At 64.4% G+C, this 26,188-nt stretch carries 24 protein-coding genes and 3 tRNA genes; 10 read left to right on the plus strand and 17 right to left on the minus strand.

Annotated elements, in window-relative coordinates; all coding sequences use genetic code 11:
• Positions 1-3 precede the first annotated feature (3 nt).
• From R3F42_03045 to R3F42_03055, 3 genes are all read left to right on the plus strand, one after another.
• A complete protein-coding gene (locus R3F42_03045; GenBank protein ID MEZ5541001.1) occupies positions 4-624 on the plus strand; it encodes a response regulator in 621 nt (206 codons plus the stop codon).
• Positions 625-832: 208 nt separating this feature from the next.
• Entirely contained in the window at positions 833-1,141 is a 309-nt protein-coding gene (locus R3F42_03050; protein ID MEZ5541002.1) for a hypothetical protein, read from the plus strand.
• A 561-nt stretch (positions 1,142-1,702) separates the two neighbouring features.
• Positions 1,703-1,996 carry a TusE/DsrC/DsvC family sulfur relay protein gene (locus R3F42_03055; protein MEZ5541003.1) on the plus strand — a complete coding sequence of 98 codons (294 nt, stop codon included), beginning with the start codon at positions 1,703-1,705 and terminating at the stop codon, positions 1,994-1,996.
• A 122-nt stretch (positions 1,997-2,118) separates the two neighbouring features.
• Here the strand turns inward: R3F42_03055 and R3F42_03060 are convergent, their stop codons facing one another.
• Entirely contained in the window at positions 2,119-2,481 is a 363-nt protein-coding gene (locus tag R3F42_03060; protein ID MEZ5541004.1) for a TusE/DsrC/DsvC family sulfur relay protein, read from the minus strand.
• Between the two features lie 113 nt (positions 2,482-2,594).
• Here R3F42_03060 and R3F42_03065 point away from each other — a divergent pair, with 113 nt between their 5' ends.
• Positions 2,595-3,449 (plus strand): LysR family transcriptional regulator, encoded by an 855-nt coding sequence (locus R3F42_03065; GenBank protein MEZ5541005.1) that lies wholly within the window; start codon positions 2,595-2,597, stop codon positions 3,447-3,449.
• 230 nt (positions 3,450-3,679) lie between these two features.
• Here R3F42_03065 and R3F42_03070 read toward each other — a convergent pair whose 3' ends face one another.
• From R3F42_03070 to R3F42_03080, 3 genes are read right to left on the minus strand one after another with little or no spacing between them, the layout of a single operon-like run.
• Entirely contained in the window at positions 3,680-4,456 is a 777-nt protein-coding gene (locus tag R3F42_03070; protein ID MEZ5541006.1) for a metal ABC transporter permease, read from the minus strand.
• On the minus strand, positions 4,453-5,352 hold the full coding sequence (locus R3F42_03075; protein MEZ5541007.1) for a zinc ABC transporter substrate-binding protein: 900 nt from the start codon (positions 5,350-5,352) through the stop codon (positions 4,453-4,455). The genes R3F42_03070 and R3F42_03075 overlap by 4 nt, the downstream gene beginning before the upstream one ends.
• A gap of 10 nt (positions 5,353-5,362) precedes the next feature.
• On the minus strand, positions 5,363-6,679 hold the full coding sequence (locus tag R3F42_03080; protein MEZ5541008.1) for a hypothetical protein: 1,317 nt from the start codon (positions 6,677-6,679) through the stop codon (positions 5,363-5,365).
• A gap of 1,131 nt (positions 6,680-7,810) precedes the next feature.
• On the opposite strand from R3F42_03080, the gene R3F42_03085 reads away from it, so the two are divergent.
• Together R3F42_03085 and R3F42_03090 are read left to right on the plus strand one after the other, a co-directional pair.
• Positions 7,811-9,025, plus strand: a complete 1,215-nt coding sequence (locus R3F42_03085; GenBank protein MEZ5541009.1) for a di-heme oxidoredictase family protein — start codon at positions 7,811-7,813, stop codon at positions 9,023-9,025.
• 115 nt (positions 9,026-9,140) lie between these two features.
• Entirely contained in the window at positions 9,141-10,910 is a 1,770-nt protein-coding gene (locus R3F42_03090; GenBank protein MEZ5541010.1) for a peroxidase family protein, read from the plus strand.
• A gap of 481 nt (positions 10,911-11,391) precedes the next feature.
• Here R3F42_03090 and R3F42_03095 read toward each other — a convergent pair.
• The 11 genes from R3F42_03095 to uvrB form a co-directional block, all read right to left on the minus strand.
• Positions 11,392-11,466: transfer RNA gene (locus R3F42_03095), tRNA-Pro, on the minus strand.
• Positions 11,467-11,503: 37 nt separating this feature from the next.
• Positions 11,504-11,860, minus strand: a complete 357-nt coding sequence (locus R3F42_03100; protein MEZ5541011.1) for a MerR family transcriptional regulator — start codon at positions 11,858-11,860, stop codon at positions 11,504-11,506.
• Entirely contained in the window at positions 11,841-12,140 is a 300-nt protein-coding gene (gene ihfA, locus R3F42_03105; protein MEZ5541012.1) for an integration host factor subunit alpha, read from the minus strand. Before ihfA ends, R3F42_03100 begins: the two co-directional genes overlap by 20 nt.
• 4 nt (positions 12,141-12,144) lie before the next feature.
• Complete coding sequence (gene pheT, locus R3F42_03110) at positions 12,145-14,520, minus strand: phenylalanine--tRNA ligase subunit beta (GenBank protein ID MEZ5541013.1); 2,376 nt, start codon at positions 14,518-14,520, stop codon at positions 12,145-12,147.
• Positions 14,521-14,755: 235 nt separating this feature from the next.
• Positions 14,756-15,766 carry a phenylalanine--tRNA ligase subunit alpha gene (pheS, locus tag R3F42_03115; GenBank protein MEZ5541014.1) on the minus strand — a complete coding sequence of 337 codons (1,011 nt, stop codon included), beginning with the start codon at positions 15,764-15,766 and terminating at the stop codon, positions 14,756-14,758.
• 181 nt (positions 15,767-15,947) lie between these two features.
• Complete coding sequence (rplT, locus tag R3F42_03120; GenBank protein ID MEZ5541015.1) at positions 15,948-16,307, minus strand: 50S ribosomal protein L20; 360 nt, start codon at positions 16,305-16,307, stop codon at positions 15,948-15,950.
• 24 nt (positions 16,308-16,331) lie between these two features.
• On the minus strand, positions 16,332-16,529 hold the full coding sequence (gene rpmI, locus R3F42_03125) for a 50S ribosomal protein L35 (protein ID MEZ5541016.1): 198 nt from the start codon (positions 16,527-16,529) through the stop codon (positions 16,332-16,334).
• A gap of 128 nt (positions 16,530-16,657) precedes the next feature.
• Complete coding sequence (gene infC / locus R3F42_03130) at positions 16,658-17,182, minus strand: translation initiation factor IF-3 (GenBank protein MEZ5541017.1); 525 nt, start codon at positions 17,180-17,182, stop codon at positions 16,658-16,660.
• Positions 17,183-17,185: 3 nt separating this feature from the next.
• A complete protein-coding gene (gene thrS / locus R3F42_03135; protein ID MEZ5541018.1) occupies positions 17,186-19,117 on the minus strand; it encodes a threonine--tRNA ligase in 1,932 nt (643 codons plus the stop codon).
• A 100-nt stretch (positions 19,118-19,217) separates the two neighbouring features.
• A tRNA-Val gene (locus tag R3F42_03140) sits at positions 19,218-19,294 on the minus strand.
• Between the two features lie 181 nt (positions 19,295-19,475).
• Positions 19,476-21,485 carry an excinuclease ABC subunit UvrB gene (gene uvrB, locus R3F42_03145; GenBank protein ID MEZ5541019.1) on the minus strand — a complete coding sequence of 670 codons (2,010 nt, stop codon included), beginning with the start codon at positions 21,483-21,485 and terminating at the stop codon, positions 19,476-19,478.
• 63 nt (positions 21,486-21,548) lie between these two features.
• On the opposite strand from uvrB, the gene R3F42_03150 reads away from it, so the two are divergent.
• The 4 genes from R3F42_03150 to R3F42_03165 all read left to right on the plus strand — a co-directional run bounded on the left by R3F42_03150 (position 21,549) and on the right by R3F42_03165 (position 24,694).
• Positions 21,549-22,739 carry a pyridoxal phosphate-dependent aminotransferase gene (locus R3F42_03150; protein MEZ5541020.1) on the plus strand — a complete coding sequence of 397 codons (1,191 nt, stop codon included), beginning with the start codon at positions 21,549-21,551 and terminating at the stop codon, positions 22,737-22,739.
• 144 nt (positions 22,740-22,883) lie between these two features.
• On the plus strand, positions 22,884-23,414 hold the full coding sequence (locus R3F42_03155; GenBank protein ID MEZ5541021.1) for a GspH/FimT family pseudopilin: 531 nt from the start codon (positions 22,884-22,886) through the stop codon (positions 23,412-23,414).
• An 80-nt stretch (positions 23,415-23,494) separates the two neighbouring features.
• Positions 23,495-23,570: transfer RNA gene (locus R3F42_03160), tRNA-Asn, on the plus strand.
• 158 nt (positions 23,571-23,728) lie between these two features.
• Positions 23,729-24,694 (plus strand): cache domain-containing protein, encoded by a 966-nt coding sequence (locus tag R3F42_03165; GenBank protein MEZ5541022.1) that lies wholly within the window; start codon positions 23,729-23,731, stop codon positions 24,692-24,694.
• 474 nt (positions 24,695-25,168) lie between these two features.
• On the opposite strand, the gene galU is transcribed toward R3F42_03165, so the two are convergent.
• Positions 25,169-26,080, minus strand: coding sequence for a UTP--glucose-1-phosphate uridylyltransferase GalU (galU, locus tag R3F42_03170; GenBank protein MEZ5541023.1), 912 nt, complete (start codon positions 26,078-26,080; stop codon positions 25,169-25,171).
• Between the two features lie 13 nt (positions 26,081-26,093).
• A partial coding sequence (locus tag R3F42_03175) for a xanthan biosynthesis protein XanB (protein ID MEZ5541024.1) occupies positions 26,094-26,188 on the minus strand: 95 nt, incomplete at its 5' end.

Below are 26,188 nucleotides of genomic sequence, written 5' to 3' on the forward strand. Positions count from 1 at the left end.
GGCATGGATACCCGCCCCACCGTTTTCCTGGTCGACGACGATGCGGCCGTGCGCAACGCCCTGGAGCTGCTGCTGGAAACCGCCCGGCTGCGGACCGAGAGTTTCGACAGCGCGGAGAGCTTCCTCGAGGCCTGTGCGCCCGACCGTCCCGGTTGCCTGGTGCTGGATATCCGCATGCCCGGGATCAGCGGCATGCGCCTGCAGGAAATGCTGGCGGCGCGACATGTCAGCCTGCCGATCATTTTCCTGACCGGGCACGGCAACGTCTCGATGTCGGCACAGGCATTCCGGCGCGGCGCGATCGACTTCTTGGAAAAGCCCTGCGACGAGAACCTGTTGCTGGAGCGGATCCAGGAAGCGATACGCAAGGACAGCGACAACCGCGCGCTGCTGGCGATCCGGCGCGCGGCCGAGGCACGACTGGCGGCGCTGACGCCGCGCGAACGCGAGGTGCTGTGGCTAGTCGTCGCCGGCAGGGCCAACAAGGAAATCGCCACGGCACTGAACCTGAGCAATCGTACCGTGGAGACCCACCGCGGCCGGATCATGGAAAAGACCCGCGCCAGATCGCTCGCCGACCTCATCGAGCTCACCCGGCAAAGCCAGGCCACGCTGCCGATCTGATCCCGCTGGCGCCATGGTTGAGACCTGCGCGGGTTGCAGTGCCCTCGCAGAGTAACGTCAAAATACCGTCGATTTGGTGGCTACGTAGTTTTGCGGATACTTGGCGATTGGACTATCGTCTAGGATGAAGCGTGTCGCGATTTCCAGGCAGCCGGCGTATTCCCCGACCCCGGCTGTCGGCACGACGCGCCGCTCAGGAGGCAAATCCATGCAGATCAGGACGATAATAAACGATACCGGCCGAACACTGAGGATCTGGGCCAACGAATCGCTGGATCTTCAGCAACACGACACCTTTAGCAAGGCAGCCATCGTTGCCAGCTATACGCTGATCAACGATATCGAGATCGACCTGCAGAACACACGTATCATCCGCGACTCCGGTCTGGCGCTGCTGCTGATGCTGCGCAGGAAGACCCGGCAGCGCAACGGCAGCATGCGGCTCATCAACTGTCCCGCAGAGCTGCAGACCCGATTCAGCAACACCTCACTGGCTGGCGATCTGCGCATCGCCTGAATGACCCGGCGGGCGCGGTCCACCCGCGCCCGACCGGATGCATAAGACACCTCCGCCTTGGCACCACCGGACGGCCACCGCAGCACCAGGTTCGTAGCGCTGGCGCGGACCATGCGCCTGTCCCCGACGCGTTGACGGCCGCTGCCCCGGCGGTCCGACGTGCCGGATTCAGAACCAGCGACGGACACCGCTGCATCTACTACAACCCCATTGCATGGCCGTGCCAGCCTACCCAGCCCAGAATACTTGACTAATTTGGTCAGGATTACTAGGCTGTGTCTGCGTGCCGCGCATCGCAACAGCGAGACCGGCCCGGTTACGCGCGGCAAAGGAGGTATTCATCATGACCCAAAAGACGTTCGTAGCGACCCGACGGCTACTGATGCTCGTCTCGTTCGCGTTTTCCCTGCTCCTGGTGTGGTACCTGCAGTCGCAACTCTGAGATGCGGCAATCACGCGCACTCACCTCCGGCGCCGCCGGAACAAGCACGGTGTGTTTCACCCGGTGACACTCCGGCGCACAGCATGGAACCGGTTTTATTCTTACAGCGAGGTGTAGCAATGCAATTACCCGAACGTGACGGTGACGGCTACCTAGTCGACAGCAGCCTGTGGACACCTGAAATTGCCCGCAGCATGGCCGAGCTCGACGGCGTGGAACTCGATGAAGCCAAGTGGCAGCAGATACTGAAGGCCCGGGAATATTATGACGAACACGCCGTCGTGCCGCCCATTCGCAAGTTCTCCAAGTACCTGGGCGAGGACCAGAAGGAGATGTTCAAGATGTGGATGACCGGCCCGATGAAGCCGATCACCAAGTATGGCGGCCTGCCCAAGCCGACAGGTTGCGTCTGACCCGCGCCCCGCAGGGATTGGTGCAGCGCGCAACCGGTCTGCATCGATCCGCGGGCCGACGCTCTGCGGTCTGACCTGGCGCGCACCCCGACGGCGCGGGCGAGCGCACGGCACCTGCGCAATCAGACATCCAGCATCAGCTTGCGCGGCTTGCGCATCCCGGCGAGCTTGCACGCCTGTTGCCCGTAACCGCGCGGAAACAGCCGGTAGAGATAGCGCCGGGTGGCCTTATCTCCGCCCCAGATGCTGCGCATGTGCCTGAGCAAGACCCGCGCCTCCGGGACACTCTGGCGGGTCTCGAAATACTCCCGAATGTAGCGGATGATTTCGCGCCGCTCCGCGGTCAGCGCCAACCCGGACTCCGCGGCCAACGGCTCGACCAGTTCGGGATTCCAGTCAGACGCGTCGAGTAGGAATCCCTCCTCGTCGCGCGCGAGCCCGGCCAGCGCAGCGCCGGGATGGATCTGAACTGCGGTTTTGGTCATGGACTGCTCCTCTCAGGGACCTTTCCTGCCATTATGCGACCGGACAATATTTAGACAAACGATATTTATTGCTTGATAATATCGAATAATTCGATATTTGACGGTGTACACGCGTGGACATCGAGCAGGCCCGCACCTTCCTTGCCATTGCCGCCCACGGCAGCTTTCTCGAGGCGGCCAGACGTCTGCATGTGACCCAATCGACGGTCAGCGCCCGGATCCAGCAACTGGAACAGTCGCTCGGCGCCAGGCTGTTCGTCCGCAACCGCGCCGGGGCAACGCTCACACCGGCCGGATCGCGCCTGCTGCAGCATGCCAAGACCCTGGTGCTGACCGTGGAACAGGCGCGTCATGACGTGGGACTGCCCGAGCGCTTCCGTGCCAGCCTGCGGATCGGCGGTCGCATCGCCCTGTGGGAGGCATTCCTGCCCGCCTGGGTCGGCTGGATGCGACGCACGGCACCGGACGTTTCCATCCGCAGCGAGATCGGGTTCGAAGAGGACCTGATGCGGCGACTGATCGAGGGCACGCTCGATATCGGCCTGATGTACACCCCGAGCCATGCCCCGGGGCTGGTGGTGGAACACCTGTTCGACGAGACCCTGGTGCTGGTGAGTTCCGCGCCCGACACGCGCTGGCCCGGCGCGGATTATATCTACGTCGACTGGGGTCCCGGCTTCTTCGCACACCATCGCGAGAGCTACCCCGACCTGGAACGGCCGGCGCAGGTCGTCAACATCGGCTGGCTGGGCATCCAGCTCATCCTCGCCTACGGCGGCTCCTGTTTCCTGCCGCTGCGCATGGCCCGCCCCCTGCTGCTGGCAGGCCGCCTGTACCGGGTCGACACGGCACCCGAGTTTCCGCACCCGGCGTACATGGTCTTTCCGCGCGCGGCCGCGAGCGAGGTGCTGCGCCGGGGACTCGAGGGATTGCGCGAACTGGCGCTGCAGGAACAGGCGAACACCTGATATCGACAGCGTGACATCAACATAAACGGTAAGGACCGAGAGGCTGTTCACACCAATTTAACAAATGAGCCGGGGCGAGTGGATTAAACCTCCGACCACCTGCACCGCATGCCGCTTAGTCGTTCATACGATACTGTCACTATGTGTGAGATACGGGCCGCCCGTCGTAAAAAATTGCAGGACAGCACATCACGATGCTGATCAGGTTTCGCACTAATCCCGCATGTCATTCATCCCTCAGTCCTGTTACCTGTCTCGATAGCAGTGCGCGCAACGGCACCGAAAATTGTGGCCGTCAGAGCCAGCATCCACACTACAGCCGGGCCTGCCGGCCAGTCGAACACGAGCGAACACAGCAGACCACCGGCATAGGCCGAGGTGCCCAGCAGGTAGCCGGTGACGATGGCGATCTTTCCCTGCAGATGGCGTACCGCCACCGCCGGGATGATCAGCGTGGAAAATACCAGGTAAACACCGACCAGTTGCACCGACACCGTGACCGTCACTGCAAACAGCAAGTAGAAAACGGGCCCGCGGACGCTGCCGAGATACCAGGCTGCCAGAACAACCGCATACACCGTCGCGGCGGTTGCCAGCTGCCGGGGATCGACCCACAGCAGCTGACCCGACAGCAGCTCGGACAGATGCTCCGCCCCATGCGGATTGCCTGCCAGCAATAGCAGGCCGGACGATGCCGCCAGCACGAAGGTGATGCCGATCAGTGCTTCCTGGATCTCGGGCCGAAAGCGTTCGAAGGCATGGATCAGCAATGCGCCGAGCAGCGCACTGACCACGGCGACGAGCTGGGTGCGCCAGCCGCCGATCTCCCAGCCCATGGACAGTGCCGCAATCACGCCCAGACCGGCGATCTGCGCCACGGCCAGATCGATGAAGATGATCCCACGGCGCAGCACCTCCCGTCCCAGCGGCACGTGCGTGGCCACGACCAGCAACCCGGCCAGCATCGGCACGCCGATGATGTCGGGGTCGAGTCCGCCCGCCGTCATGGTACTGCGGCCAGCAACTGTTGCAGTGTGTCGTCGAACAGGCCGAACAGATCCCGCGCCGCGGGCGATCCACCCACCGTAAACGGCAACACCGCCACCGGGATACCCGTGCGTTCCGACAGCCACTTCGCACCCGCATCGTCCTGATAGGCAGCACGTATGATGACATCGGCCGGCTGTTGCTCCAGCTGTGTCACCAACCGGGACATGTCACCACTGGCGGGCGGCACACCGGGCTTCGGCTCGATGGCGGCCACCTCAGTAAGGCCCAGCCACTGCTCCAGGTAGGACCAGCTGCGATGCTGCACCACGACGGTCTTGCCGCGCAGCCGCAGCGCCGCCTCATCCCAACGCGCATTGGCGTCCTGCCAGCGGACGAGGAAGTCATCCAGCCTGTCCCGATAGTCTTGCGCATGGTTCGGATCGAGGGTCGATAAGCGCGCGGCCAGCAGCCGCGCGACGGCTGCCAGGTTGTGCGGATTGGTCTGGATATGCGGATTGCCCTGGGCATGGATGTCACCCGCGGCACGGTCCAGCCGTTGCGGTCGATCCAGCAGGGTCACGGCCGCCGCTGCTTCCAGATAGCCGGGCTGTCCGGGCTGCACGCGCGGATTGTTTGCGCGGCGCAGTAACAGCGGCAGCCAGCCACTTTCCAATTCGGCACCGGTACAGATGACCAGATCCGCGCTGCGCATGCGGGCGATCAGGCTGGGGCGCGCCTGGATCCGGTGCGGATCCTGCAGCGCGGTCGTCGCCGATGTCACCTCGACCCGGTCACCGCCGAGTTCCGTTGCCAGCGCCGCCCATTCCGGTTCGCAGGCAAAAACGGACAGTTCCGCCGCAACGGATAGCGTACTGGACAACACCCCTATCATCATTGTCAGGTAACGTAGCATGGTCGTCTCCTCAGAACTGGTGCGCCCCGTGGGCGCCCAGGCTCATGAGATACTGCAGGTACCAGCGGTCGACCGCGGCAAGGTTTGATTCATCCCGGCTGTATTGCAGGCGCAGCCGACTGAACTCGCTATGCGACCAATCCAGCATGATCGACGTGATCTCAGGCGCAACCCCCAGCGTTTCCAGTGCGGTGCCGGCAAAAACCGCGCCCGGCTCTGCGCTGTCGAGCCAGGCATAGCGTACGCCAGCGCGCCAGCGGGGCATGAACTGGTAGACGCCTTCGAGATAGCCGCCACGCTGATCAGCCTCGTAGGCCAGACCGCCTGCGCCGGCGGGCGTGAACAGCCCGTCCTGATGCTGCCAGAACAGGGCGCCCTCCAGTTTCAAGTTGGTGCCGACCGGGTTGCCGTGCGGCGCCCACTTCCAGACAGCGTCGAGCAGCGCGAGATCGACATCTCCGCTGAAGCTGTCGCCATTCCCGGATTCCCGCCCGGCGGCGCGCGCAGACAGCCAGGACAGGCTGCCCTGCCAGCTGTGACTGTCGCCAACATCACCGCCCGTGCGCGCGAATAGGCTCCAGGCGCCCTTGCCGGCATGCGCAGCACCGCCGGCGGGGTAACCCACACCCCGCAGCCACTCCGTACCGAGTTCCAGGTACCGGTCCAGCGGCGCCAGCCAGCGTACCTGGATCCCGTCATCAATATACTGACCGTCCAGGAACACCCGGTACGGCAACGGCCGGTCGACAAAATCATCGGCATGGCGATGAAACTGGTTGCGATAACCGATCCCGGAAAAGAACCGACCGGCACGAACCTGCATACCGTATGGCAGCGCCGCCGTTTCGAGCCAGGCCTCCTCCAGATCGACCGCGGTTGCGCCGTCCTCGTCGGCGATCGCCAGGGTGAAGTTGCCATAGAAACGGTCATCGATATTTGCCCGGGCATTGAGTTCGGACTCGCCAGCGGACAGCCCCGCCGCGCCGGCCCCCGCCTCGGCACCGGCCATGAATCCCGGCACGGCAAACGTCTGATCCGGCGCGAACTCCGTGGCCGTTCCCACCAGCACCACACTGAGCGCCGGATTGAAGTCGTTCGGTTTTTCCTGGACGGCGGCTTCGGTCGCAGCGGGTGCCGCGCCAACCACCGCTGCAGCGTCATCGAGTTGCCGGATACGGGCTTCCAACGCTTCGATGCGCGACTCGTAGTCGCGCCTCAGCGCCGTGAGTTCCTGCCGCAACGCGTCGAGCTCGGCAGGTTCGCCGGCAAATGCGAGAGAGGTGGTGAGTGCACAGAGCACCACCGGGATGGATATCCTGATGAACATGGTTGTCTCCTGACAGAACTGACAGCCGACACGGCGCAGCCGATGGCGGCGTCGTGCGCTAGATACAGGGTTCAGCAGGAGACGGCAGGCGGGGCGCGGGAACGGAACGGCGGCGGGGCGACGACGGTACAGGAATGCCACCTGCCCTTGGCAGCCGGCAATGGCACCGGCAGCACTGGTAAACACGGCATGGCCGGCGGGATGAAATGCGCGGTTTGCTGCGCGTAAAGACACAACGCGCAGCTGCCGTCGTCATCCGCGTGCACACCGTGATCATGACCCAGCGCTAACGACTGCCCTACCAGCAACGCCAGGATGAGGACCCAGTGTGTCATGGTGGGCAGGATAGGCCTGTGCGCAATACCGTTCTGCATAAGGTCGCAAACATAAATACACGCGGCGGCTTAGTCAACAGCGCGTAGCAGGGCTAGAGTGATAATCCTACTCAGTTCGCAAACGATAGTTCCGTGACCCGTGATTGCTTGCCGCGGGCAACAGACCCGGTTGCGCAGGCGCCCGCCGACACACCGTCGGCGTAACCGGCTTCAACCCGCTGATGCAGCGGTCAGCGCATCAACATAGCCGGGGCTGTCTCGCCTGAACAGCGGCTGCCAAATCCACTCTATGTCGGATCCATGCAAGATCAACAGACTTCCATTATTCGGAGTCACGCAACATTCGTGCAAACCGCCAACACTCCGCACCCGGGCTGCGCCACTGTCGCCCATGAGTAACAGGTTATTTCACGCACCAGTTCACGGACATAACCGACTGCTTACAGGACACTAGCAGCAGTTGCATTAAACGGATCAGCCCATCGCTTGGCTGGATTGTCGTGGATCAGTAACGACGTAGCACGCAGCTATGGACGCAACCGTCTGATTCACATCAACACCGTCAACCGGAACGGAACCTGCAAAGACTTTGCAGAGCAGCGCATTGAAGCCAGCTCGATTTGGCAATGCACAGAGACAACATGATTGATTAGGGGGTATTTGTATGCGGACCTTACTCCTACCGCTCACCGCAGGCTTTGCTTTGAGCACACTGATCGCCTTTGAACAGGCCGATGCCAATGATCGTCGCGACCGCTTCCGGGTTGGGCGTAGTGCACCCAGCGAGGAGCCTGCCATGAACAATCGGCGCGGCGGCCGGCAAGCGCCAGTGAGCCAGAACCTCTCCGAGGCGCCAACGGGATACGACAATCTCACCAACGGTTACCTCGAGCAGGGTCCGGATTACGCAACGCTCAACGCGGACACCGTCGTCGCCCTGCGCTCGTTCAATGACAACCGCTTTATCTTCGAGGAGGTCGAAACAGTTGCGGACGGCATCGGTCCGGTTTACAACGCGCAGAGCTGCCGCGAATGCCACGAGAACGTGGTCACGGGCGGTGCGAGCCAGGTCGCCGAACACCGTACCGGACGGCTCGATGGTGACGAGTTCTTCGAATCGCTCGGTGGTTCTCTCGTGCACTCGCGCGCGACGCACGCCGACATCGTCGAGCACGTCTATTACGAGGATACTATCCGTACCTTCCGGCTCTCGACGAGTACCCTCGGCGACGGCTACATCGAGGCGCTCTCGAACGATACCCTGCTGCGGTTGCGCGCTGCGCAGCCTGCTGCCATGCGCGGCATCGCCGTGCTAACGCCCGTGCTCGAAGCCCCGGGCACAACGCGCATCGGGCGCTTCGGCTGGAAGAGCCAGCACGGGAGCCTGGTATCGTTTTCCGCCGATGCCTATCTCAACGAAATGGGCATAACCAGCCCACTGCTGCCCGAGGAGAACACCTCGAGCGGCATGCCCGTCGGCTACGGCACGGCGTACGATCCGGTACAGGATCCTGAGGACGACGGCGACGACGTGATTGCGTTCGCCGATTTCATGCGCTCGACCAAGGCGCCACCGCGTGGCGAGATCACCGACACCGTGCTTGCGGGCGCGGCCGTGTTCAAGCGCATCGGTTGCGAGACGTGTCACACTGAATCACTGGCCACCGCCGCACCCGGCACACCGATCAACGGCGGTACATTCGTAATACCCGAGGCACTCGGCAACAAGGTCATCCATCCCTACAGCGATTTCCTGCTGCATGATGTTGGAACCGGGGATGGCATCCCGGTGCAGCCGACACCCGAGTTTGCGCACACGGCCAACGCCATGCGCACCGCACCACTGTGGGGTCTGCAGACACGGAACCGATTGATGCATGACGGACTCACATTTACCCGCCAGGAAGCGATCCAGCGTCACCAGGGACAGGCCAGCACGGTAACGCGGCGATACAACGCACTTTCACCCGAGGAACAAGCGCTGCTGCTGGAGTTCCTGGACTCGCTCTGAGCACCGGACCAAGACTCCCGATATGTGCATCTGGCGAGCTGCCTTGTAATACACCGCCATGCGTCATCGCACCCCCGGGGAAGCAGGCGACGCAGACGGCATGGAGGTATGAATCATGAAGCATCGATACCTGCTGACCGCCGCCGTCTTTGCGACCTGCAGCCTGCCCGCCCAGGAAGGTGCGCAGCTGCTGCTCGAGGCAGACCGCAGTGCCCGCGACCCGGGCACCTCGCCGGTCCTCCGTATTCAACGTTCTCCGAACAGACCCCGGCCCGAGATCAATCCCGGGGCGGGTTTCCGGCGCCTGGACGGTCGCGGGAACAATCTTCGACAACCCGACATGGGGGCTGCAGGCACGCAGCTGCGGCGCTGGGTTCCAGCCGCCTATGCCGACGCGATTGCGGCACCTGCAGGCCCGCTGCGCCCGAGCGCCAGGCGCATCAGCAATATCGTCTCGAGCCAGGACGGCGGCATTCCCAATTCGCGCCGGACCAGCGACTACTTGTGGCTGTGGGGGCAGTTTCTGGATCATGACATCGACCTCACCGACGGTGCCGATCCGGCGGAACTCATACACATTCCGATACCCACTGGTGATCCCGAATTCGATCCAGCGGGCAGCGGCGTCGTGACGCTGCCGATGAACCGCTCCCTGTACGATACCGCCACGGGCTCCGATATGCCCAGACAGCAACTGAACGAGATCACCGCCTGGATCGATGCCTCGAATGTGTATGGCTCCGATGCCGATCGGGCAGCGGCACTGCGGGCAAATGACGGCAGTGGACGGCTGCAGACCAGTGCCGGTGACCTGCTGCCGTTCAATACCGCCGGCCTGCCGAATGCTGGCGGCAGCAGTGCCGACTTGTTCCTGGCCGGCGATGTACGCGCCAACGAGCAAGTTTCGCTGACTGTCATGCACACGCTGTTCGTGCGGGAGCATAACCGGCTGGCGCAGCAGATTGCCGCGGTGAATCCGGGTTTGTCGGACGAGCAGATCTACCAGCGGGCACGGCGGCTGGTGGGTGCGATGATGCAGGCCATCACCTACCGCGAATTTATCCCGGTCCTCCTTGGAAAGGACGCGTTGCCACCCTATACCGGCTACGACAGCCGGGTCGACGCCGGCATCGCCAACCTGTTCTCCACCGCCAGCTTCCGCTTCGGTCACAGTGCGCTCAGCCCCACCCTGCTGCGTCTGGACGTGGACGGCAATCCCATCGCCGCCGGCAACCTCGCCCTGCGTGATGCCTTCTTCTCCCCCAGCGCGATCGCCAAGGCAGGTGGACTGGAGCCCTATCTGCGCGGTCTCGCCACGCAGCGGCATCAGGAGATCGATCCATTTGTCATCGACGATGTACGCAACTTCCTGTTTGGCGCGCCTGGCCAGGGTGGTTTCGACCTGGTAGCGCTCAATCTCACGCGTGGACGGGATCACGGCCTGCCCGACTACAACACCGCACGGGAGGCGATGGGTCTGTCCCCGCAGTCGGGCTTCACAGGAATCAGCGGCGATCCCGCGATCCAGGAACGGCTCAGGGCCGCATACAACGACTCGATCGCGGACGTGGATGCTTGGATCGGTGGACTGGCTGAAGATCACCTGCCGGGCGCACTGGTGGGAGAACTGATCCATGCCGTGTTGGTGCGGCAATTCACCGCCCTGCGCGATGGTGATCGCTTCTGGTACGAACGCACCCTGTCGAAAGGCGATCAGCAACTGGTGAACAACAGCCGGCTCTCAGACATCATTCGGCGCAACACCGGCATTGCCGACGAAATACAGGACGATGTCTTCCACGTGCCGGCCGTAGCAGCAACACCGAGCACCAACAGGCCAAGACCGATAAATGCGCCTGACCGTACCAGGACACGACGTCGTTAGCCGATTCTTCCGATCGGGCTTCCCGGCAGTCTGGGAACCGCAAGCGCTGATCGCTGCGAAGCACGCAGATACAATCTACATTGCGTTTTCTACTTGCTGTTTAAAATGGGTCGGGGTCAGGGCATTTGCGGCCAGACGTCCCTGACCTGTGGGCCGCGCGATGCACGTTCATTCCCGCCATCGCGAGGACCACGAGACCGGAGGCCGCGATAGGCCGACGCAAACTCCCCGGTCAGGCGCTCGATCCGCAGATTGCCACGGCCGCCTGCGGCGGCCTCGCAATAACGAGGATAGTTGTCGGGGTGAAAGGATTTATGGCGAACGTTCCTGTCCGCCATGCCTCGTGACCGCCGCTACGCGCTGTTTAAAATTTGTTCCAGACAAATTTTGTGAACCACTGTCTCGGTCCCAGCTTCCACACGCTCACACAAAATGAAAAGGCCTCCACCGCAGGGTAAGAGGCCTTTTCATTTTGTGTGATTGGTCGGGGCGAGGATTTGAACCTCCGACCACCTGCACCCCATGCAGGTGCGCTACCAGGCTGCGCTACGCCCCGTGGAAACGGTTAGGATTATATACCGACGCGGCCGCGGTTACCGCTTCAGCAGATGCAGCACGTCCTCGAGTTCGACGCGGATCTGGTGCACGATCTGCTGGCTCTGGGTGACGTCTTCCCGGGCCTCCTCGCCTGACATCTTCTGGCGTGCGCCGCCGATGGTAAACCCCTGCTCGTACAGCAGGCTGCGGATCTGGCGGATCATCAGCACATCCTGGCGCTGGTAGTAACGGCGGTTGCCGCGGCGCTTGACCGGCTTCAGTTGCGGAAATTCCTGCTCCCAGTAACGCAGCACGTGCGGCTTGACGCCGCACAGATCGCTCACCTCGCCGATGGTGAAATAGCGCTTGCCGGGGATGACTGGAAGTTCGTTGTTATTGCTCGCTTCCAGCATACGCCTCTACCCTCGCCTTGAGTTTTTGACCGGAACGGAAGGTGACGACGCGTCGTGCGGAGATGGGGATTTCCTCCCCCGTTTTGGGGTTGCGGCCGGGACGCTCGTTCTTTTCCCGCAGATCGAAATTCCCGAACCCGGACAGTTTCACCTGGCGCCCGCCCTCCAGCGCCGCGCGGATTTCCTCGAAAAAGAGTTCGACCAGTTCCTTGGCCTCGCGCTTGTTCAAACCCAGTTCCTCGAACAGCTTTTCTGCCATGTCGGCTTTGGTTAGTGCCATAGCGTTACTCTCTCAGTGATGCCCCAAGTGTCTCCCCGAGCCGGGCGGTGATTCTGCCGACCGCGCCCTCGATGTCCTGCTCGGTTAGTGTGCGGGAATTATCCTGTAGAATCAAGCCGAAAGCCATGCTTTTTCGCCCCTTTTCTACTCCCTGCCCCTGATAGACGTCAAAAATCACCAGCTCCCGCAGCAGCTCGCCCGCCGCGGCGCGAACCTCTGCCAGCACGGCCTCGGCCGCGATGTCAGCGTCGACCACCAGCGCCAGGTCGCGGCGGATCGAGGGGAAGCGCGAGATCGGGGCAAAACGCGCCAGCGTGCCGCGCGCCAGCACCGCGTAGTCCAGCTCGAACAGGCAGGTCGCCGCGTCGAGATCCAGCTGCTGAGCCAGCTGCGGATGCAGGCGGCCGAGCCAGCCGACCGTGACCGCATCCTGGCGGATCGCCGCGCACTGGCCCGGATGCAGTGCCGGGTGGGTGTCCGCCACGAAGCGGAAGTCGCCCCCGGCCCGCGCCAGCAGGGCCTCGACGTCTCGCTTGAGGTCGTAGAAATCGACCGGCCGGGCCTTGCCGTCCCAGTGTTCGGGCAGTCGAGACCCGGCCACGATACCGCCCAGCACCGGTTCCTGCTGGATGTCGCCGGACTCGCGCCAGAAGCGCAGCCCGTACTCGAACAGGCGCACGCGCGTCTTCTGACGATTGCGATTGTGCTGCACCGCCCGCAGCAGTCCCGGCCACAGGCTGGTGCGCATGGCGGCCATCTCCGCGGACAGCGGGTTGGCCAGCATGACCGCCGCGCGCGCGGGCTGCACCGCCTGCTGCAGTTGCGGGTCGACGAAGCTGTAGGTGACGACCTCCTGAAATCCGCGCGCCACCAGCAGGTCGCCGTAGTGTTCGACACTGCGCGCGGTCTCCGGCAGCGGCAGCAGACCGAGGCTACCGTGCATGGGCTCGCTGGGCAGGCGGTTGTAGCCGTAGATGCGCCCGATCTCCTCGATCAGGTCCGCCTCGAGCGCGATGTCGAAGCGGAACGACGGCGGCAGCACGTGCCAGCCAGTCGCATCCTGTGTCTCGATGCGCATGCCCAGGCGCTGCAGGATTTCCTCCACCTCGGCCGCGGCCGGCTGCAGCCCGAGCAGGCGGGCGATGCGCGCCTGGCGCAGGTGAATCACCTCGCGCGGCGGCAGCTGCTCCGCCGCCACCTGTTCGGTAACCGGCCCGGCCGTGCCGCCGCAGATCTCGAGCAGCAACGCCGTGGCGCGCTCGATGGCGCGCGCCTGCAGCTGCGGATCGACACCGCGCTCGAAGCGGTGCGCGGAATCGGTGTGCATGGCGTAACGGCGTGCGATCCCGGCGATCGTCGCGGGCGGGAAGAACGCGCACTCCAGGAACAGGTCCACGGTCGTTGCGCCCACGCCGGAGTCCAGCCCGCCCATGACGCCGGCAATGGCCAGCACCTTGTCGTGATCGGCGATGACCAGGGTCTCGCCATCAAGTTCGATCTCGCGTTCGTCCAGCAGCGTGAGCCGCTCGCCCGCCTGCGCGAAGCGCACGCGGATACCGCCGGACAGCCGCGCGAGATCGAAGGCATGCATGGGCTGGCCCAGTTCGAGCATCACATAGTTGGTCACGTCCACCAGCGGGCCCAGGCTGCGCAGGCCGCTGCGCCGCAGCCGTTCCTGCATCCACAGCGGCGTGCCGGCATCCGCACGCACACCGCGCAGCACGCGGCCGAGATAGCGCGGACAGGCCCGCGGCGCCTGCACATCGACCGCGAAGGTGTCGGCACCGGCCGCAGGGACGGGGGCGATCGTCACGGGCTGCACCGGCGTGCGCGTGAGCGTGCCGACCTCGCGCGCGATGCCCTCGATGCCGAGGCAGTCGCCGCGGTTTGGCGTAAGGTCGATCTCGATCAGCGCGTCGTCGAGGCCGAGCGCCGCGACCAGCGGCTGGCCGGTGCTGACAGATGCCGGCAGCTCCATCAGACCCGCGCTGTCCTCGCTGAGGCCCAGCTCCCTGGCGGAACAGAGCATGCCGAACGATTCCACACCGCGCAGCTTGCTCTTCTTGATCTTCAGGTCGCCGGGCAGCTTCGCCCCGACCGGCGCGAGCGGATACTTGCCGCCGACGGCGACGTTGGGCGCGCCGCAAACCACCTGCAGTGGCTCGCCTGCGCCCAGCGACACAGTGCATACGCGCAGCTTGTCGGCGTCGGGATGCGGCGTGAGCGCCACGACCTCGCCGACCCGCAGGTCGGCCAGACCGGCGCCGGGACGCTCGACGGCATCCACCTCCAGCCCCGCCATGGTGAGCTGGGCGACCAGTTCGTCGGTCGTGAGCTCCGGGTCAACCCAGGTACGCAGCCATTGTTCGCTGAATTTCATCTTCTATCTAAACCTTTGCCACAGAGGGCATAGAGAACACAGAGCAAGACAATACTGCATCGCCCCCCTCGTCCCCGCGCCGGCGGGGACCCAGCCCCGCAGCGTGTGCCTCTCTATGAGGCTGGGTTCCCGTTTGGGCGGGAATGACGTACGAACTGTTATGCCACGGTGGTTGAACGAGAACCTTGCAAAATAATCTCTTTCCGTGTTCTTTGCGCGCTCTGTGGCAAATCCGCTAATTAAACTGTTCCAGGAACGTCAGGTCGTTCTCGAAGAACAGCCTTAAATCATTTACCCCGTAACGCAGCATGGCCATGCGCTCGACGCCCATGCCGAAGGCAAAGCCGGTGTAGCGCTCGTTGTCGATGCCGACATTCTCGAACACGCGCGGGTGCACCATGCCGCAGCCCAGGATCTCGAGCCAGCCGCTGTGCTTGCACACGCGGCAGCCGCTGCCCGAGCAGATCACGCACTGGATATCCACCTCGGCCGACGGCTCGGTGAACGGGAAATACGACGGCCGGAAGCGGACGTCGAGATCGTCGCGTTCGAAGAAGGCGCGCAGGAAGGCATACAGCAGGCCGCGCAGGTTGGCGAAACTCACCTGTTCATCCACCACCAGGCCCTCGACCTGGTGGAACATCGGGGTATGGGTCAGGTCCGAGTCGCAGCGGTAGACGCGCCCCGGCGCGATAACGCGCAGCGGCGGTGCGCGCTCCTCCATGACCCGCACCTGCACCGGCGAGGTGTGCGTACGCAGCAGCGTGTGCGCGTCGAAGTAGAAGGTGTCGTGCATGGCGCGCGCCGGGTGGTGATCCGGGATGTTCAGCGCGCCGAAATTGTGGTGATCGTCCTCGATCTCCGGTCCCTCGTCCACGGTGAAACCGAGCGGCCGGAACAGCGCCTCGATGCGGCGCATGGTCAAGGTCACCGGATGCAGGCCGCCGCCGGCCTGGCCGCGCCCCGGCAGGGTGACATCGATGCGTTCGCCGGCTAGCTGGGCGTCCAGCGCGGCAGCCTGCAGCGCCGCGCGCCGCGCGTCGAGCTCGCCCTGGACGCGTTGCTTGACACGATTGATTTCCTGGCCGGCCGCCGGGCGCTCCGTCGCCGGCAGCTGGCCCAGCTGCTTGAGCTGTTCCGTGAGCAGCCCCTTCTTGCCGAGGTAACGCACGCGTACGTCCTCGAGCACGCCGGCATCCGCCGCCGCCGCGATGTCCTGCAGGGCCTGCTGTTCGAGTTCGTCCAGGCTGTTCACCTGACGGGGCTCCCTGTTGCTGTTCGTTGTTGGTCGATTCTACCGCAGCGCGGTGCGGCAGCGGCGCCGCCGGCCCGATGCAGGTGCTCTTATCCCGCCAGCCGCCGCGGCTGCAACAAAAAGGGGAAAGACTCGCGTCCTTCCCCTTGCGGTTTACGTCTGCAGGCGGGGCTTATGCAGACAATCCGGCCCTGGCCTGGTCTGCCAGCGCGCTGAAGCCGGCTGCATCGAATACGGCCAGATCGGCGAGCACCTTGCGGTCGATCTCGATGTTGGCCTTGTTCAGGCCGTCGATCAGGCGGCTGTAGGACAGGCCGTTGTCGCGGGCCGCGGCGTTGATGCGCGCGATCCACAGCGCACGGAACTGGCGCTTCTTCTGGCGCCGGTCGCGATAGGCATACTGACCGGCCTTGATGACGGCCTGCTTGGCAACACGATAGACCTTGCTGCGCGCGCCGTAGTAACCCTTCGCCTTGTTCAGCACCTTTTTGTGCCGGGCATGGGCGGTTACCCCACGTTTGACTCTTGGCATGACTGACTACCTCGAACTATGGATTCAGACAAAGGGCAGCATGCGGCGCACCATGGCCACGTCGGACTCGTGCACGTGGGCCGGGCAACCGAGCTGGCGTTTACGCTTGCTGCTCTTCTTGGTCAGGATGTGACGCAGGTGCGACTGGCCGCGCTTGAAGCCACCGGAGCCGGTCTTCTTGAAGCGCTTGGCAGCACCACGATTGGTTTTCAGTTTAGGCATTTCCGTACATCTCCAGATTACTAGATTCTGTTCGTCATTCCGGATCAATGGGGTCAGACTCGATTGATTTTCGCAATCAACCCATCTGCCAGCTCAAAATCAATCGAGTCTGACCCCATTGATCCCTTTCACTTGTGCTTCTTCGGCGCCAGTACCATGACCATCAGGCGCCCTTCCATCTTTGGTTCCTGTTCCACGACCCCGAATTCCGCGAGGTCCGCCTTCACGCGCATCAGCAGTTCCATACCGAGTTCCTGGTGCGCCATCTCGCGGCCGCGGAAGCGCAGCGTCACCTTGGTACGGTCACCTTCACCGAGGAACTCGATCAGCTTTTTCAGCTTGATCTTGTAGTCACCGATGTCGGTACCCGGCCGGAACTTGATTTCCTTGACCTGGGTCTGCTTCGTTTTCTTGCGCTGGGTCTGAAGCTTCTTGTTCTCCTCAAACCGGAACTTGCCGTAATCCATGATCCGGCACACCGGGGGCTCAGCATTCGGCGAGATCTCCACCAGGTCGAGGTTGGCCTCGCTGGCAAGACTCATTGCCGCATCGACCGACATGACGCCGACCTGCTGGCCATCCTGTCCGATGACCCGAATCTCGGGCGCGAGGATCTTCTCGTTGATCCGGTGGTGGTTCTTTTTCGCGCTGATACGCTAACCCTCCAAAACAGTACGGCCGTGGCTCGCTACCTCGGTTTGCAGACTCCGGGCCAGCCGCTCGAGCGGCATACTGCCCAGGTCCGCACCGCCTCGCGTGCGCACGGCCACGGTACCTGCTTCCGCTTCCCGGTCGCCGATTACCAGCAGATAGGGAACGCGTCTTAACGTGTGCTCGCGGATTTTAAAGCCGATCTTTTCATTTCTCAAGTCGGATTTGACCCTCAATCCCTGATTTCTCAAGGATTCTTCGACCTGCCGGGCATAGTCGGCCTGGTTGTCGGTGATATTGAGGATCACCGCCTGGGTGGGCGCCAGCCACAGCGGCAGCGACCCGGCGTGGTGCTCGATCAGGATACCGATGAACCGCTCCAGCGACCCGAGGATGGCGCGGTGCAGCATGACCGGCACCTGCTTGCTGCCGTCCTCCTCTATATAGTGCGCCCCGAGCCGCCCCGGCATGGAAAAATCCAGCTGGATGGTGCCGAGCTGCCAGACCCGTTCCAGGCAGTCCCAGAGCTGGAACTCTATCTTCGGGCCGTAGAAGGCCCCCTCCCCGGGCTGCAGCTCCCAGTTCAGCTGCTTGGCATCGAGCACCGCCTGCAGCGCGGCCTCGGCCTTGTCCCACAACGCGTCCTCGCCGACCCGATTCTCAGGCCGGGTCGAGAATTTCACGCTAACTTCTTCAAAACCAAAGTCAGAATAGACTGAGTACAGTAAGTCGATGAAGTCCGAGACCTCGGCCTCGATCTGCTTCTCGGTGCAAAAGATGTGGGCATCGTCCTGCACGAAGTTACGCACCCGCATCAGCCCGTGCAGGGTGCCGGAGGGTTCGTTGCGGGTACAGGATCCGAACTCGGCCAGCCGCAGCGGCAGGTCGCGGTAGCTTTTCAGGCCCTGGTTGAAGATCTGGATATGGGCCGGGCAGTTCATCGGCTTGATGGCGTAGGTCCGGCTCTCCGACTCGGTGGTGAACATGTCGGCGTGGAACTTCTCCCAGTGCCCGGACTTCTCCCACAGCGAGCGGTCGAGGATCTGCGGGGTATGCACCTCCTGGTAGCCGTGGCGCCGCAGCCGGCCGCGGATGTAGTCCTGAATCACCAGGTAGACCTGCCAGCCGGCATCGTGCCAGAAGACCATGCCCGGCGCCTCCTCCTGGGTATGGAACAGACCCATCGCCTTGCCGAGCTTGCGGTGGTCGCGCTTCTCGGCCTCCTCCAGGCGCTTGAGGTAGGCGTCCAGCTCCTTTTTGTCGCGCCAGGCGGTGCCGTAGATACGCTGCAGCATCTCGTTGTCCGAGTTGCCGCGCCAGTAGGCGCCGGCCAGTTTCATCAGCTTGAAGCCCTTGCCGAGCTTGCCGGTACTGGGCAGATGCGGGCCGCGGCAGACGTCGAACCAGTCGCCCTGGCGGTAGACCGAAACTTCCTCGCCCTCCGGGATGATGTCGTCGATGATCTCGACCTTGTAGGTCTCGCCGATCTCGCCGAACACCTGCATGGCCTCGGCCCGGTCCCACACCTCGCGCACGATCGGCAGGTCGCGCTTGACGATCTCGTGCATGCGCGCCTCGATCTTGCCGAGGTCGTCCGGCGTAAAAGGGGTGGCGCGCGCGAAGTCGTAGTAGAAGCCGTTCTCGATGGCCGGGCCGATGGTCACCTGGGTGCCCGGATAAAGCTCCTGCACCGCCTGCGCCATGATGTGCGCGGCATCGTGGCGCAGCAGCTCCAGCGCCTCCGCGTCCTTGCCGGTGATGATGGCAAGCTCGGCATCGCGCGCGATCAGGAAGCTGGTGTCGACCAGCCGCCCGTCCACCCGGCCGGCCAGTGCGGCCTTGGCCAGACCCGGGCCGATGGCGGCGGCCACGTCGTGGACGGTGACGGGTTGCGGGAATTCACGGCGGCTGCCATCGGGAAGGGTGATGATCGGCATGGCTGTCTCCAGTGGTGACCGATACGAGGGGCCACATGGTAGGTCCACAAAAAAGGGGTCTGACCCCATGCAAAAATGGGGTCAGACCCCTTCTAGAATCTGGTAGGCGCGATTGGACTCGAACCAACGACCCCCACCATGTCAAGGTGGTGCTCTAACCAACTGAGCTACGCGCCTGCGAAGCCAGGAACGATACCGGGAGCGCCGACCGGTTGCAAGGGATTCGGATCGATCCGGGATTCCGTTCCATCCCGTTTCACGGGAGGCGACCTGTTCGCGGGCCCGTGCGGTGGGTTCATTCGCGCAGACCTGCGCTCCTGCCGGAAACGGCAATGCATGCGGGAGCCGCGCACACCGTTCATCCCGTCAGCCCCAGGTTGCCGAGCTCGATATCGCGGATGCGGTCGCGCAGCCGCGCGGCCTCCTCGAACTCCAGGTTGCGGGCGTGCTCGTGCATGGCCGCCTCCAGCCGCGAGACTTCCTGCGCGAGCTGCTCCGGGGACAGGCTTTCGTACTCGATCAGCGCGCCGGCCACCCGCGCGAAACCTTCCGGCGACCCGGTCAGACCGCGCGCGCCCTCCATGATGTCGGTGATCGCCTTGCGGATGCCGCGCGGCGTGATGCCGTGATCCGCGTTGTAGGCGAGCTGCTTCTCACGCCGGCGCTCGGTCTCCTCGATGGCGCGCCGCATGGAGCCGGTCATCCGGTCGGCATAGAGGATCGCCTTGCCGTGCAGGTTGCGCGCGGCGCGCCCGATGGTCTGGATCAGCGAGCGGTCGGAGCGCAGGAAACCCTCCTTGTCGGCGTCGAGGATGGCGACCAGCGACACCTCCGGCATGTCCAGGCCCTCGCGCAGCAGGTTGATGCCGACCAGCACGTCGAACTCGCCCAGGCGCAGGTCGCGGATGATCTCGACGCGTTCGACGGTGTCGACATCGGAGTGCAGGTAGCGCACGCGCACGCCATGCTCGGCGAGGTAGTCGGTCAGGTCCTCCGCCATGCGCTTGGTGAGGGTGGTCACCAGCACGCGCTCGTCGGCCGCCACGCGTGCGCGGATCTCCGAGAGCAGGTCGTCGACCTGGGAGGCGGCCGGCCGCACCTCCAGCTCCGGGTCGACCAGGCCGGTGGGCCGGATCAGCAGCTCGACCACCGCGCCGGCATGGTCCTGCTCGTACGGTCCGGGCGTGGCCGAGGTGAACACGGTCTGCGGTGCGAGCGCCTCGAACTCGTCGAAGCGCAGCGGCCGGTTGTCCAGCGCCGACGGCAGCCGGAAACCGTACTCGACCAGGTTCTCCTTGCGCGAACGGTCGCCGCGGTACATGCCGCCCAGCTGCGGGATGGTGACGTGCGACTCGTCAACCACGAGCAGCGCGTTGGACGGCAGGTAGTCGAACAGGGTCGGCGGCGGCTCGCCGGCCTGGCGTCCGGACAGATAGCGCGAGTAGTTCTCGATACCCGAGCAGTAACCCAGCTCGTGCATCATCTCCAGATCGTACAGCGTGCGCTGTTCCAGGCGCTGCGCCTCGACCAGCTTGCTGGCGGCGCGCAGTGCCTCGAGCCGCGCACGCAGCTCTTCCTTGATCTGCTCGATGGCGCCGAGGATCACCTCGCGCGGCGTGGCGTAATGCGTCTTCGGGTAGATGGTCACGCGCGGCACCCGGCGCTGCACCTCGCCGGTGAGCGGGTCGAACCAGGCGATGGCGTCGACCTCGTCGTCGAACAGCTCCACGCGCACCGCCGCGCCGTCCGACTCGGCCGGGTAGATATCGATGACCTCGCCGCGCACGCGGTAGGTACCGCGGTGCAGCTCGAGCTCGTTGCGGGTGTACTGCAGCTCGGCCAGGCGGCGCAGGATGGTGCGCTGGTCGGCCTTTTCGCCGCGCACCAGGTGCAGCAGCATCTGCAGGTAGGCGCGCGGGTCGCCCAGGCCGTAGATCGCGGACACCGTCGCGACGATGATGGCATCCGGACGCTCCAGCAGCGCCTTGGTGGCCGACAGCCGCATCTGCTCGATATGCTCGTTGATCGAGGCGTCCTTCTCGATGTAGGTGTCCGAGGCCGGCACGTAGGCCTCCGGCTGGTAGTAATCGTAGTAGGAGACGAAGTACTCGACCGCGTTGGCCGGGAACAGCTCACGCAGCTCGCCGTAGAGCTGCGCGGCCAACGTCTTGTTGGGCGCCAGCACCAGGGTGGGGCGCTGCACCTGCTGGATGACGTTGGCGATGGTGAAGGTCTTGCCGGAGCCGGTCACGCCGAGCAGGATCTGGTGCGAGAGCCCGTCGCGCAGCCCCTCGACGAGCGCGGCGATGGCCCGCGGCTGGTCGCCGGCCGGCTGTATCTGCGCCTGTAGCTGGAATAGTTCGCTCACGACTCTTTTCTATTGACGTCCGTTGGGTATGATAAACGGGCTCGTCATCTACAGGACAAGGCCGTGGCCACACTTACCCTCGCCGACCGGGTCGCCCGCGTCAAACCCTCTCCCACCCTGGCAGTCACCGCGCGCGTCGCCGAACTGCGTGCCAGCGGCCGCGATATCATCGGCCTCGGTGCGGGAGAGCCGGATTTCGGCACGCCCGAACACATCCGGGCGGCCGCGATTGCCGCCATCAATGACGGTTTCACCCGCTACACGCCGGTCGACGGCACGCCCGGCCTGAAAAAGGCGATTATAGCCAAGTTCAAACGCGACAACGGCCTGGACTATGCGCCCGACCAGATCCTGGTATCCTGCGGCGGCAAGCAGAGCTTCTACAACCTGTGTCAGGCCTACCTGAACAGCGGCGACGAGGTGATCATCCCGGCGCCCTACTGGGTCTCCTACCCCGACATGGTGCTGCTGGCCGACGGCACGCCGGTGACCCTGCCGACCGGGGTCGAGACCCGCTTCAAGATCACGCCCGAGCAGCTTGAAGCAGCGATCACGCGCAAGACGCGCATCGTGGTCATCAACAGCCCGTCGAACCCGACCGGCGTGGCCTACAGCAAGGCCGAGCTGGGCGCGCTCGGCGCGGTCCTGCGCCGGCACCCGCACGTGCTGATCGCCACCGACGACATGTACGAACACATCCTCTGGACCGAGGAGCCGTTCGCCAACATCCTGAACGCCTGCCCCGACCTGTACGAGCGCACCATCGTGCTCAACGGCGTCTCCAAGGCCTATGCGATGACCGGCTGGCGCATCGGCTACGCCGGCGGCCCGGCCGGGCTGATCAAGGCCATGAAGAAGATCCAGTCGCAGAGCACCTCCAACCCGACCTCGATCTCCCAGGTCGCGGCCCAGGCGGCGCTGGACGGCGACCAGTCCTGCATCCAGCCCATGCTCAAGGCCTTCCGCGAACGTCACGACTTCGTGATCCGGGAACTCAACACCCTCCCTGGCGTGCACTGCCTGCCCGCGGACGGTACCTTCTACTGCTTTCCGCAGGTGCAGGCGGTGATCGACCGGCTCGACGGCATCGCTGACGACGTCGCGCTCAGCGAACACCTGCTGGAGGCCGCCGGCGTGGCCCTGGTGCCCGGCACCGCCTTCGGCGCCCCCGGCTATGTCCGCTTCTCCTTCGCGACCGGAATGGATGTGCTCACCGAGGCGCTCGCGCGCCTGCGCAAGGCACTGACAGCCTGAACCGCCCTGCCCCGACCCGGCCGGACGGTTATGGCCGCTGGTCGGTGTGGCATCGCCCGCCGAGACTATACCCGTACCGGCACGCCGGCGCCGCCGGCACACCGCGCGCAAACCGGTGCGGGGAGGTTGCGGGTGGACACGGGTATGGCCGTCCGGCGTACCGGGCTGACGCTGCTGGAGTTGCTGGTCACGCTGGCCGTGGCCGCGATCCTCATCGCGGGCGGCTCGAGCGCGCTGCCCCGCTTCGTCCAGGAGGCACGCATGGTCACCGCGGTCAACCACCTCGCAAGCACGCTCGCACTGGCGCGCAGCGAGGCGGTGCTGCAGGAGCGCCGGGTGGTCCTGTGCCCGAGCCGGGACCGGCAGCGCTGCGGCGCCGCGGGCGACTGGCCGCAGGGCTGGCTGCTGTTCGCCAGCGCGGATAACATCCGCGACCCGGACGAACCGCTGCTGCAGGCCGACACGCGCATGGGCGCCGGGATCGAGCTGTATACCGGCAACCGGCGCACCCACATCGCCTTCCAGCCCGACGGCAGCAGCGGCGGCGCGAATGCCTCCTTTACCTTTTGCGATCGCCGCGACCGCGCCCGGCCGCGGGTCATCTGCCTGTCGAATACCGGCCGGGCACGCCTGAGCAACCGCGGCTGCAGCGGGCAAGCGCCCCGATGCCCCTGAAATATCAGGCCTAAGCCTAAGCGCGCGTTGACCGAAAACCCGGAATGCCGGTATGATGCGCCCCTTCACAGGTTCTCTGATCCCCGGTAGCTCAGTCGGTAGAGCGGGTGACTGTTAATCACTAGGTCGGCGGTTCGAGCCCGTCCCGGGGAGCCATTTCAGTACATCGATTTCCATATCCTCGTCCGCCCGGCGGCTGATCGGAACAACGACTCCCAACGCGTGGCTGCCTGCTGCATAGCCGACATGCAAAACGCGGTTTCGTACCGCCCGGGCCGCAGCGGGCGTGACGAGCGCAACCGGATGCCAGCCGCATGAATCAGACACTGCAGGAATCCATTGACCGTCAGCGCAGCATCCTGAAGGACTGGCTGGCCGCGCCGCTGCTGCGGATCGCGGCAGACTGCGTGCGGTTGTGGCCGCAACGACAGGCGCTAGAGACCCGCCTGCTGGCGGGGCTGGCCGAACTGCCCTACTGCAAGTACCTCTACCTGCTCGACGCGGATGCGCAGCAGATCACCGCCAACGCATCCCGCACCGGCCTGCTGGAAGAGCACTACGGCCGTGACCGGAGCGAGCGACCCTATCTGGCGGAAGCGCTCGCCGGTACGCCGTTCTCGCTCTCAGACGCCTATATCAGCCGCAACGCCCGCCGCCCCTCGCTGACGGCCGTGCAGGTCATCCGTGCGGATACCGGCCAACTGCTCGGTTATCTCGGGGCGGATTTCGACCTGCGCGAGCTGCCTGCCACGCAGGCGCTGAGTACGCAACCGGGTGAATGGATGCAGCTCAAGGGCGACCCGGCCATCCGCTCCGGCCTGTTCCACCAGGCGCGGGCGACCAGCCCGATGGACGAACGCATCGACCTGGTGCTGGACCTGCTCGCCGAACTGATCACGATCAACGGCATTTTCCACGCCAAGCTGCACTTCTCCAGTTCCCGTGCCACCCTCTGGTCGGTGGAGGACCCGTTTCGTTTTCGCATCCATGGCATCGATGAACTCAGCAACCCGGATCTGTGCCTGGCCTATCCGCGGCGGGACTATCCTGTCGATGCCGAGATCCCGCAGGATGCCGTCATCAAGATACTCCGCTGTTTCCGTGACCTCAGGTTCATGGACGAAACCCTCTACCTGCGCTCGGGGATGCTCAATATCTTCAATGGCCTCATCGGGCTGACCTTCTCCTGCGACGGCTCCCATTACATGCCGTGGCATGAGTTTCTCGACAAGAACCTGGGGTTCTGGCTGGGCACGTCGGCGACCGAAGGCATCTGTTGAGCATTGCAGCGGCTGCCCGGACCCGCCCGGGGCCAGCTCATCGAGCAGCCTGCCGGCATCCCCCTGGCAGCTAGCGCGACCCGGCATGGACCGGCGGCGGCGCGCGCCCGCCCACGTCACGCGCAGGACTTGAAATCCGCCCGGATTGACCTATATCAAGGCCACGGCCCGATCCGGCCGGGTGCGCGGGTCGGTAACTGCCGGAGCAACCCAATATCCAGGAATGAGAATCTGCAAATAGGAGGCATGGCTATGGCACGCACGATCTGCACGTCTGTCTGTGGCGCAATCATCCTGCTTGCGGCAATCACGCCGGTCGCCATCATGATCATGGACAGGGTCTGACAGCGGCGCGCCGCTGTCAGACGTGACCGGCGGCGGAATGCAACAGGCCACCCGCAGGGGTGGCCTGTCTGCTAGGGATTGCCGGCACCCGCGCGCCGCTGCCGCGGTGCCGTGTGCAATCCCCGCGCCTCAGTCGTTGATCGCGCGCAGGAACTTCTTCGCACGCTGACCGAATTCGGTCACCAGGTATTCCAGGAACGGCTCGCGCAGGTCCGGGTGCAGCAGCGCATATTCCACGGTCGCCTGCAGATAGCCGAGCTTGCTGCCGCAATCGTAGCGCTTGCCCTCGAACTTGTAGGCCAGCACCACCTCGTTCTGCAGCAGGCACTGGATGGCGTCGGTCAGCTGGATCTCGCCGCCGGCACCGCGCGGAATGGTCTCGAGATGCCTGAAGATCGTCGGGGTCAGGACATAGCGCCCGACCACGGCCAGGTTGGAACTCGCTTCCGACGGCTTGGGTTTCTCGACGATGCTCTTCAGTTTCGTGATGCGGCCTTCGGATTCCTCCGGGTCGACGATGCCGTACTTGTCGGTCTCGTCGCGGGGCACTTCCTCGACCCCGAGGATGCTGCAGTTGCGGTCGTTGAAAACCGACAGCATCTGACCGAGCACGCAGTTCTTGCCGGTGTGGATGAGGTCATCGGCGAGGATCACGGCGAACGGCTCGTTGCCGACCACCGGTTTCGCGCACAGCACGGCATGGCCCAGACCGAGCGCCTCGGGCTGGCGCACGTAGACGCAGGCCACATGCGGCGGCACCACCTCGCGCACGATCTTCAGCAGGTTGTGCTTGCCCTTGCGCTCCAGCTCCGCCTCCAGCTCGTAGTTCTTGTCGAAGTGGTCCTCGATGGCACGCTTGCTGCTGCTGGTGACGAACACCAGCTCGTCGATGCCCGCATTCACGGCCTCTTCCGCGGCATACTGGATGAGCGGCTTGTCAACGATGGTAAGCATTTCCTTCGGATTGGCCTTGGTCGCCGGCAGGAAGCGCGTACCGAGACCGGCCACGGGAAATACTGCCTTGCGTACTTTCTGTTCCATATGCTGATCCTTGTTACCCTTGCTGTACCCTGTCATATACGTCCTCGAAGCGCACGATATCGTCCTCCCCAAGGTAGCTACCGGACTGGATCTCGATGACCTCGAGCG

This window comes from Pseudomonadota bacterium (assembly GCA_041395565.1).
Lineage (GTDB): Bacteria > Pseudomonadota > Gammaproteobacteria > UBA9214 > UBA9214 > UBA9214.

Bases quoted from the DNA above. Each gene is read 5' to 3' on its own strand.
- R3F42_03045 (MEZ5541001.1), top strand. From the start codon at position 4: ATGGATACCCGCCCCACCGTTTTCCTGGTCGACGACGATGCGGCCGTG.
- R3F42_03050 (MEZ5541002.1), top strand. From the start codon at position 833: ATGCAGATCAGGACGATAATAAACGATACCGGCCGAACACTGAGGATC.
- R3F42_03055 (MEZ5541003.1), top strand. From the start codon at position 1,703: ATGCAATTACCCGAACGTGACGGTGACGGCTACCTAGTCGACAGCAGC.
- R3F42_03060 (MEZ5541004.1), bottom strand. From the start codon at position 2,481: ATGACCAAAACCGCAGTTCAGATCCATCCCGGCGCTGCGCTGGCCGGG.
- R3F42_03070 (MEZ5541006.1), bottom strand. From the start codon at position 4,456: ATGACGGCGGGCGGACTCGACCCCGACATCATCGGCGTGCCGATGCTG.
- R3F42_03075 (MEZ5541007.1), bottom strand. From the start codon at position 5,352: ATGCTACGTTACCTGACAATGATGATAGGGGTGTTGTCCAGTACGCTA.
- R3F42_03080 (MEZ5541008.1), bottom strand. From the start codon at position 6,679: ATGTTCATCAGGATATCCATCCCGGTGGTGCTCTGTGCACTCACCACC.
- R3F42_03085 (MEZ5541009.1), top strand. From the start codon at position 7,811: ATGAACAATCGGCGCGGCGGCCGGCAAGCGCCAGTGAGCCAGAACCTC.
- R3F42_03090 (MEZ5541010.1), top strand. From the start codon at position 9,141: ATGAAGCATCGATACCTGCTGACCGCCGCCGTCTTTGCGACCTGCAGC.
- R3F42_03100 (MEZ5541011.1), bottom strand. From the start codon at position 11,860: ATGCTGGAAGCGAGCAATAACAACGAACTTCCAGTCATCCCCGGCAAG.
- ihfA (MEZ5541012.1), bottom strand. From the start codon at position 12,140: ATGGCACTAACCAAAGCCGACATGGCAGAAAAGCTGTTCGAGGAACTG.
- pheT (MEZ5541013.1), bottom strand. From the start codon at position 14,520: ATGAAATTCAGCGAACAATGGCTGCGTACCTGGGTTGACCCGGAGCTC.
- rplT (MEZ5541015.1), bottom strand. From the start codon at position 16,307: ATGCCAAGAGTCAAACGTGGGGTAACCGCCCATGCCCGGCACAAAAAG.
- rpmI (MEZ5541016.1), bottom strand. From the start codon at position 16,529: ATGCCTAAACTGAAAACCAATCGTGGTGCTGCCAAGCGCTTCAAGAAG.
- thrS (MEZ5541018.1), bottom strand. From the start codon at position 19,117: ATGCCGATCATCACCCTTCCCGATGGCAGCCGCCGTGAATTCCCGCAA.
- R3F42_03155 (MEZ5541021.1), top strand. From the start codon at position 22,884: ATGGCCGTCCGGCGTACCGGGCTGACGCTGCTGGAGTTGCTGGTCACG.
- R3F42_03165 (MEZ5541022.1), top strand. From the start codon at position 23,729: ATGAATCAGACACTGCAGGAATCCATTGACCGTCAGCGCAGCATCCTG.
- galU (MEZ5541023.1), bottom strand. From the start codon at position 26,080: ATGGAACAGAAAGTACGCAAGGCAGTATTTCCCGTGGCCGGTCTCGGT.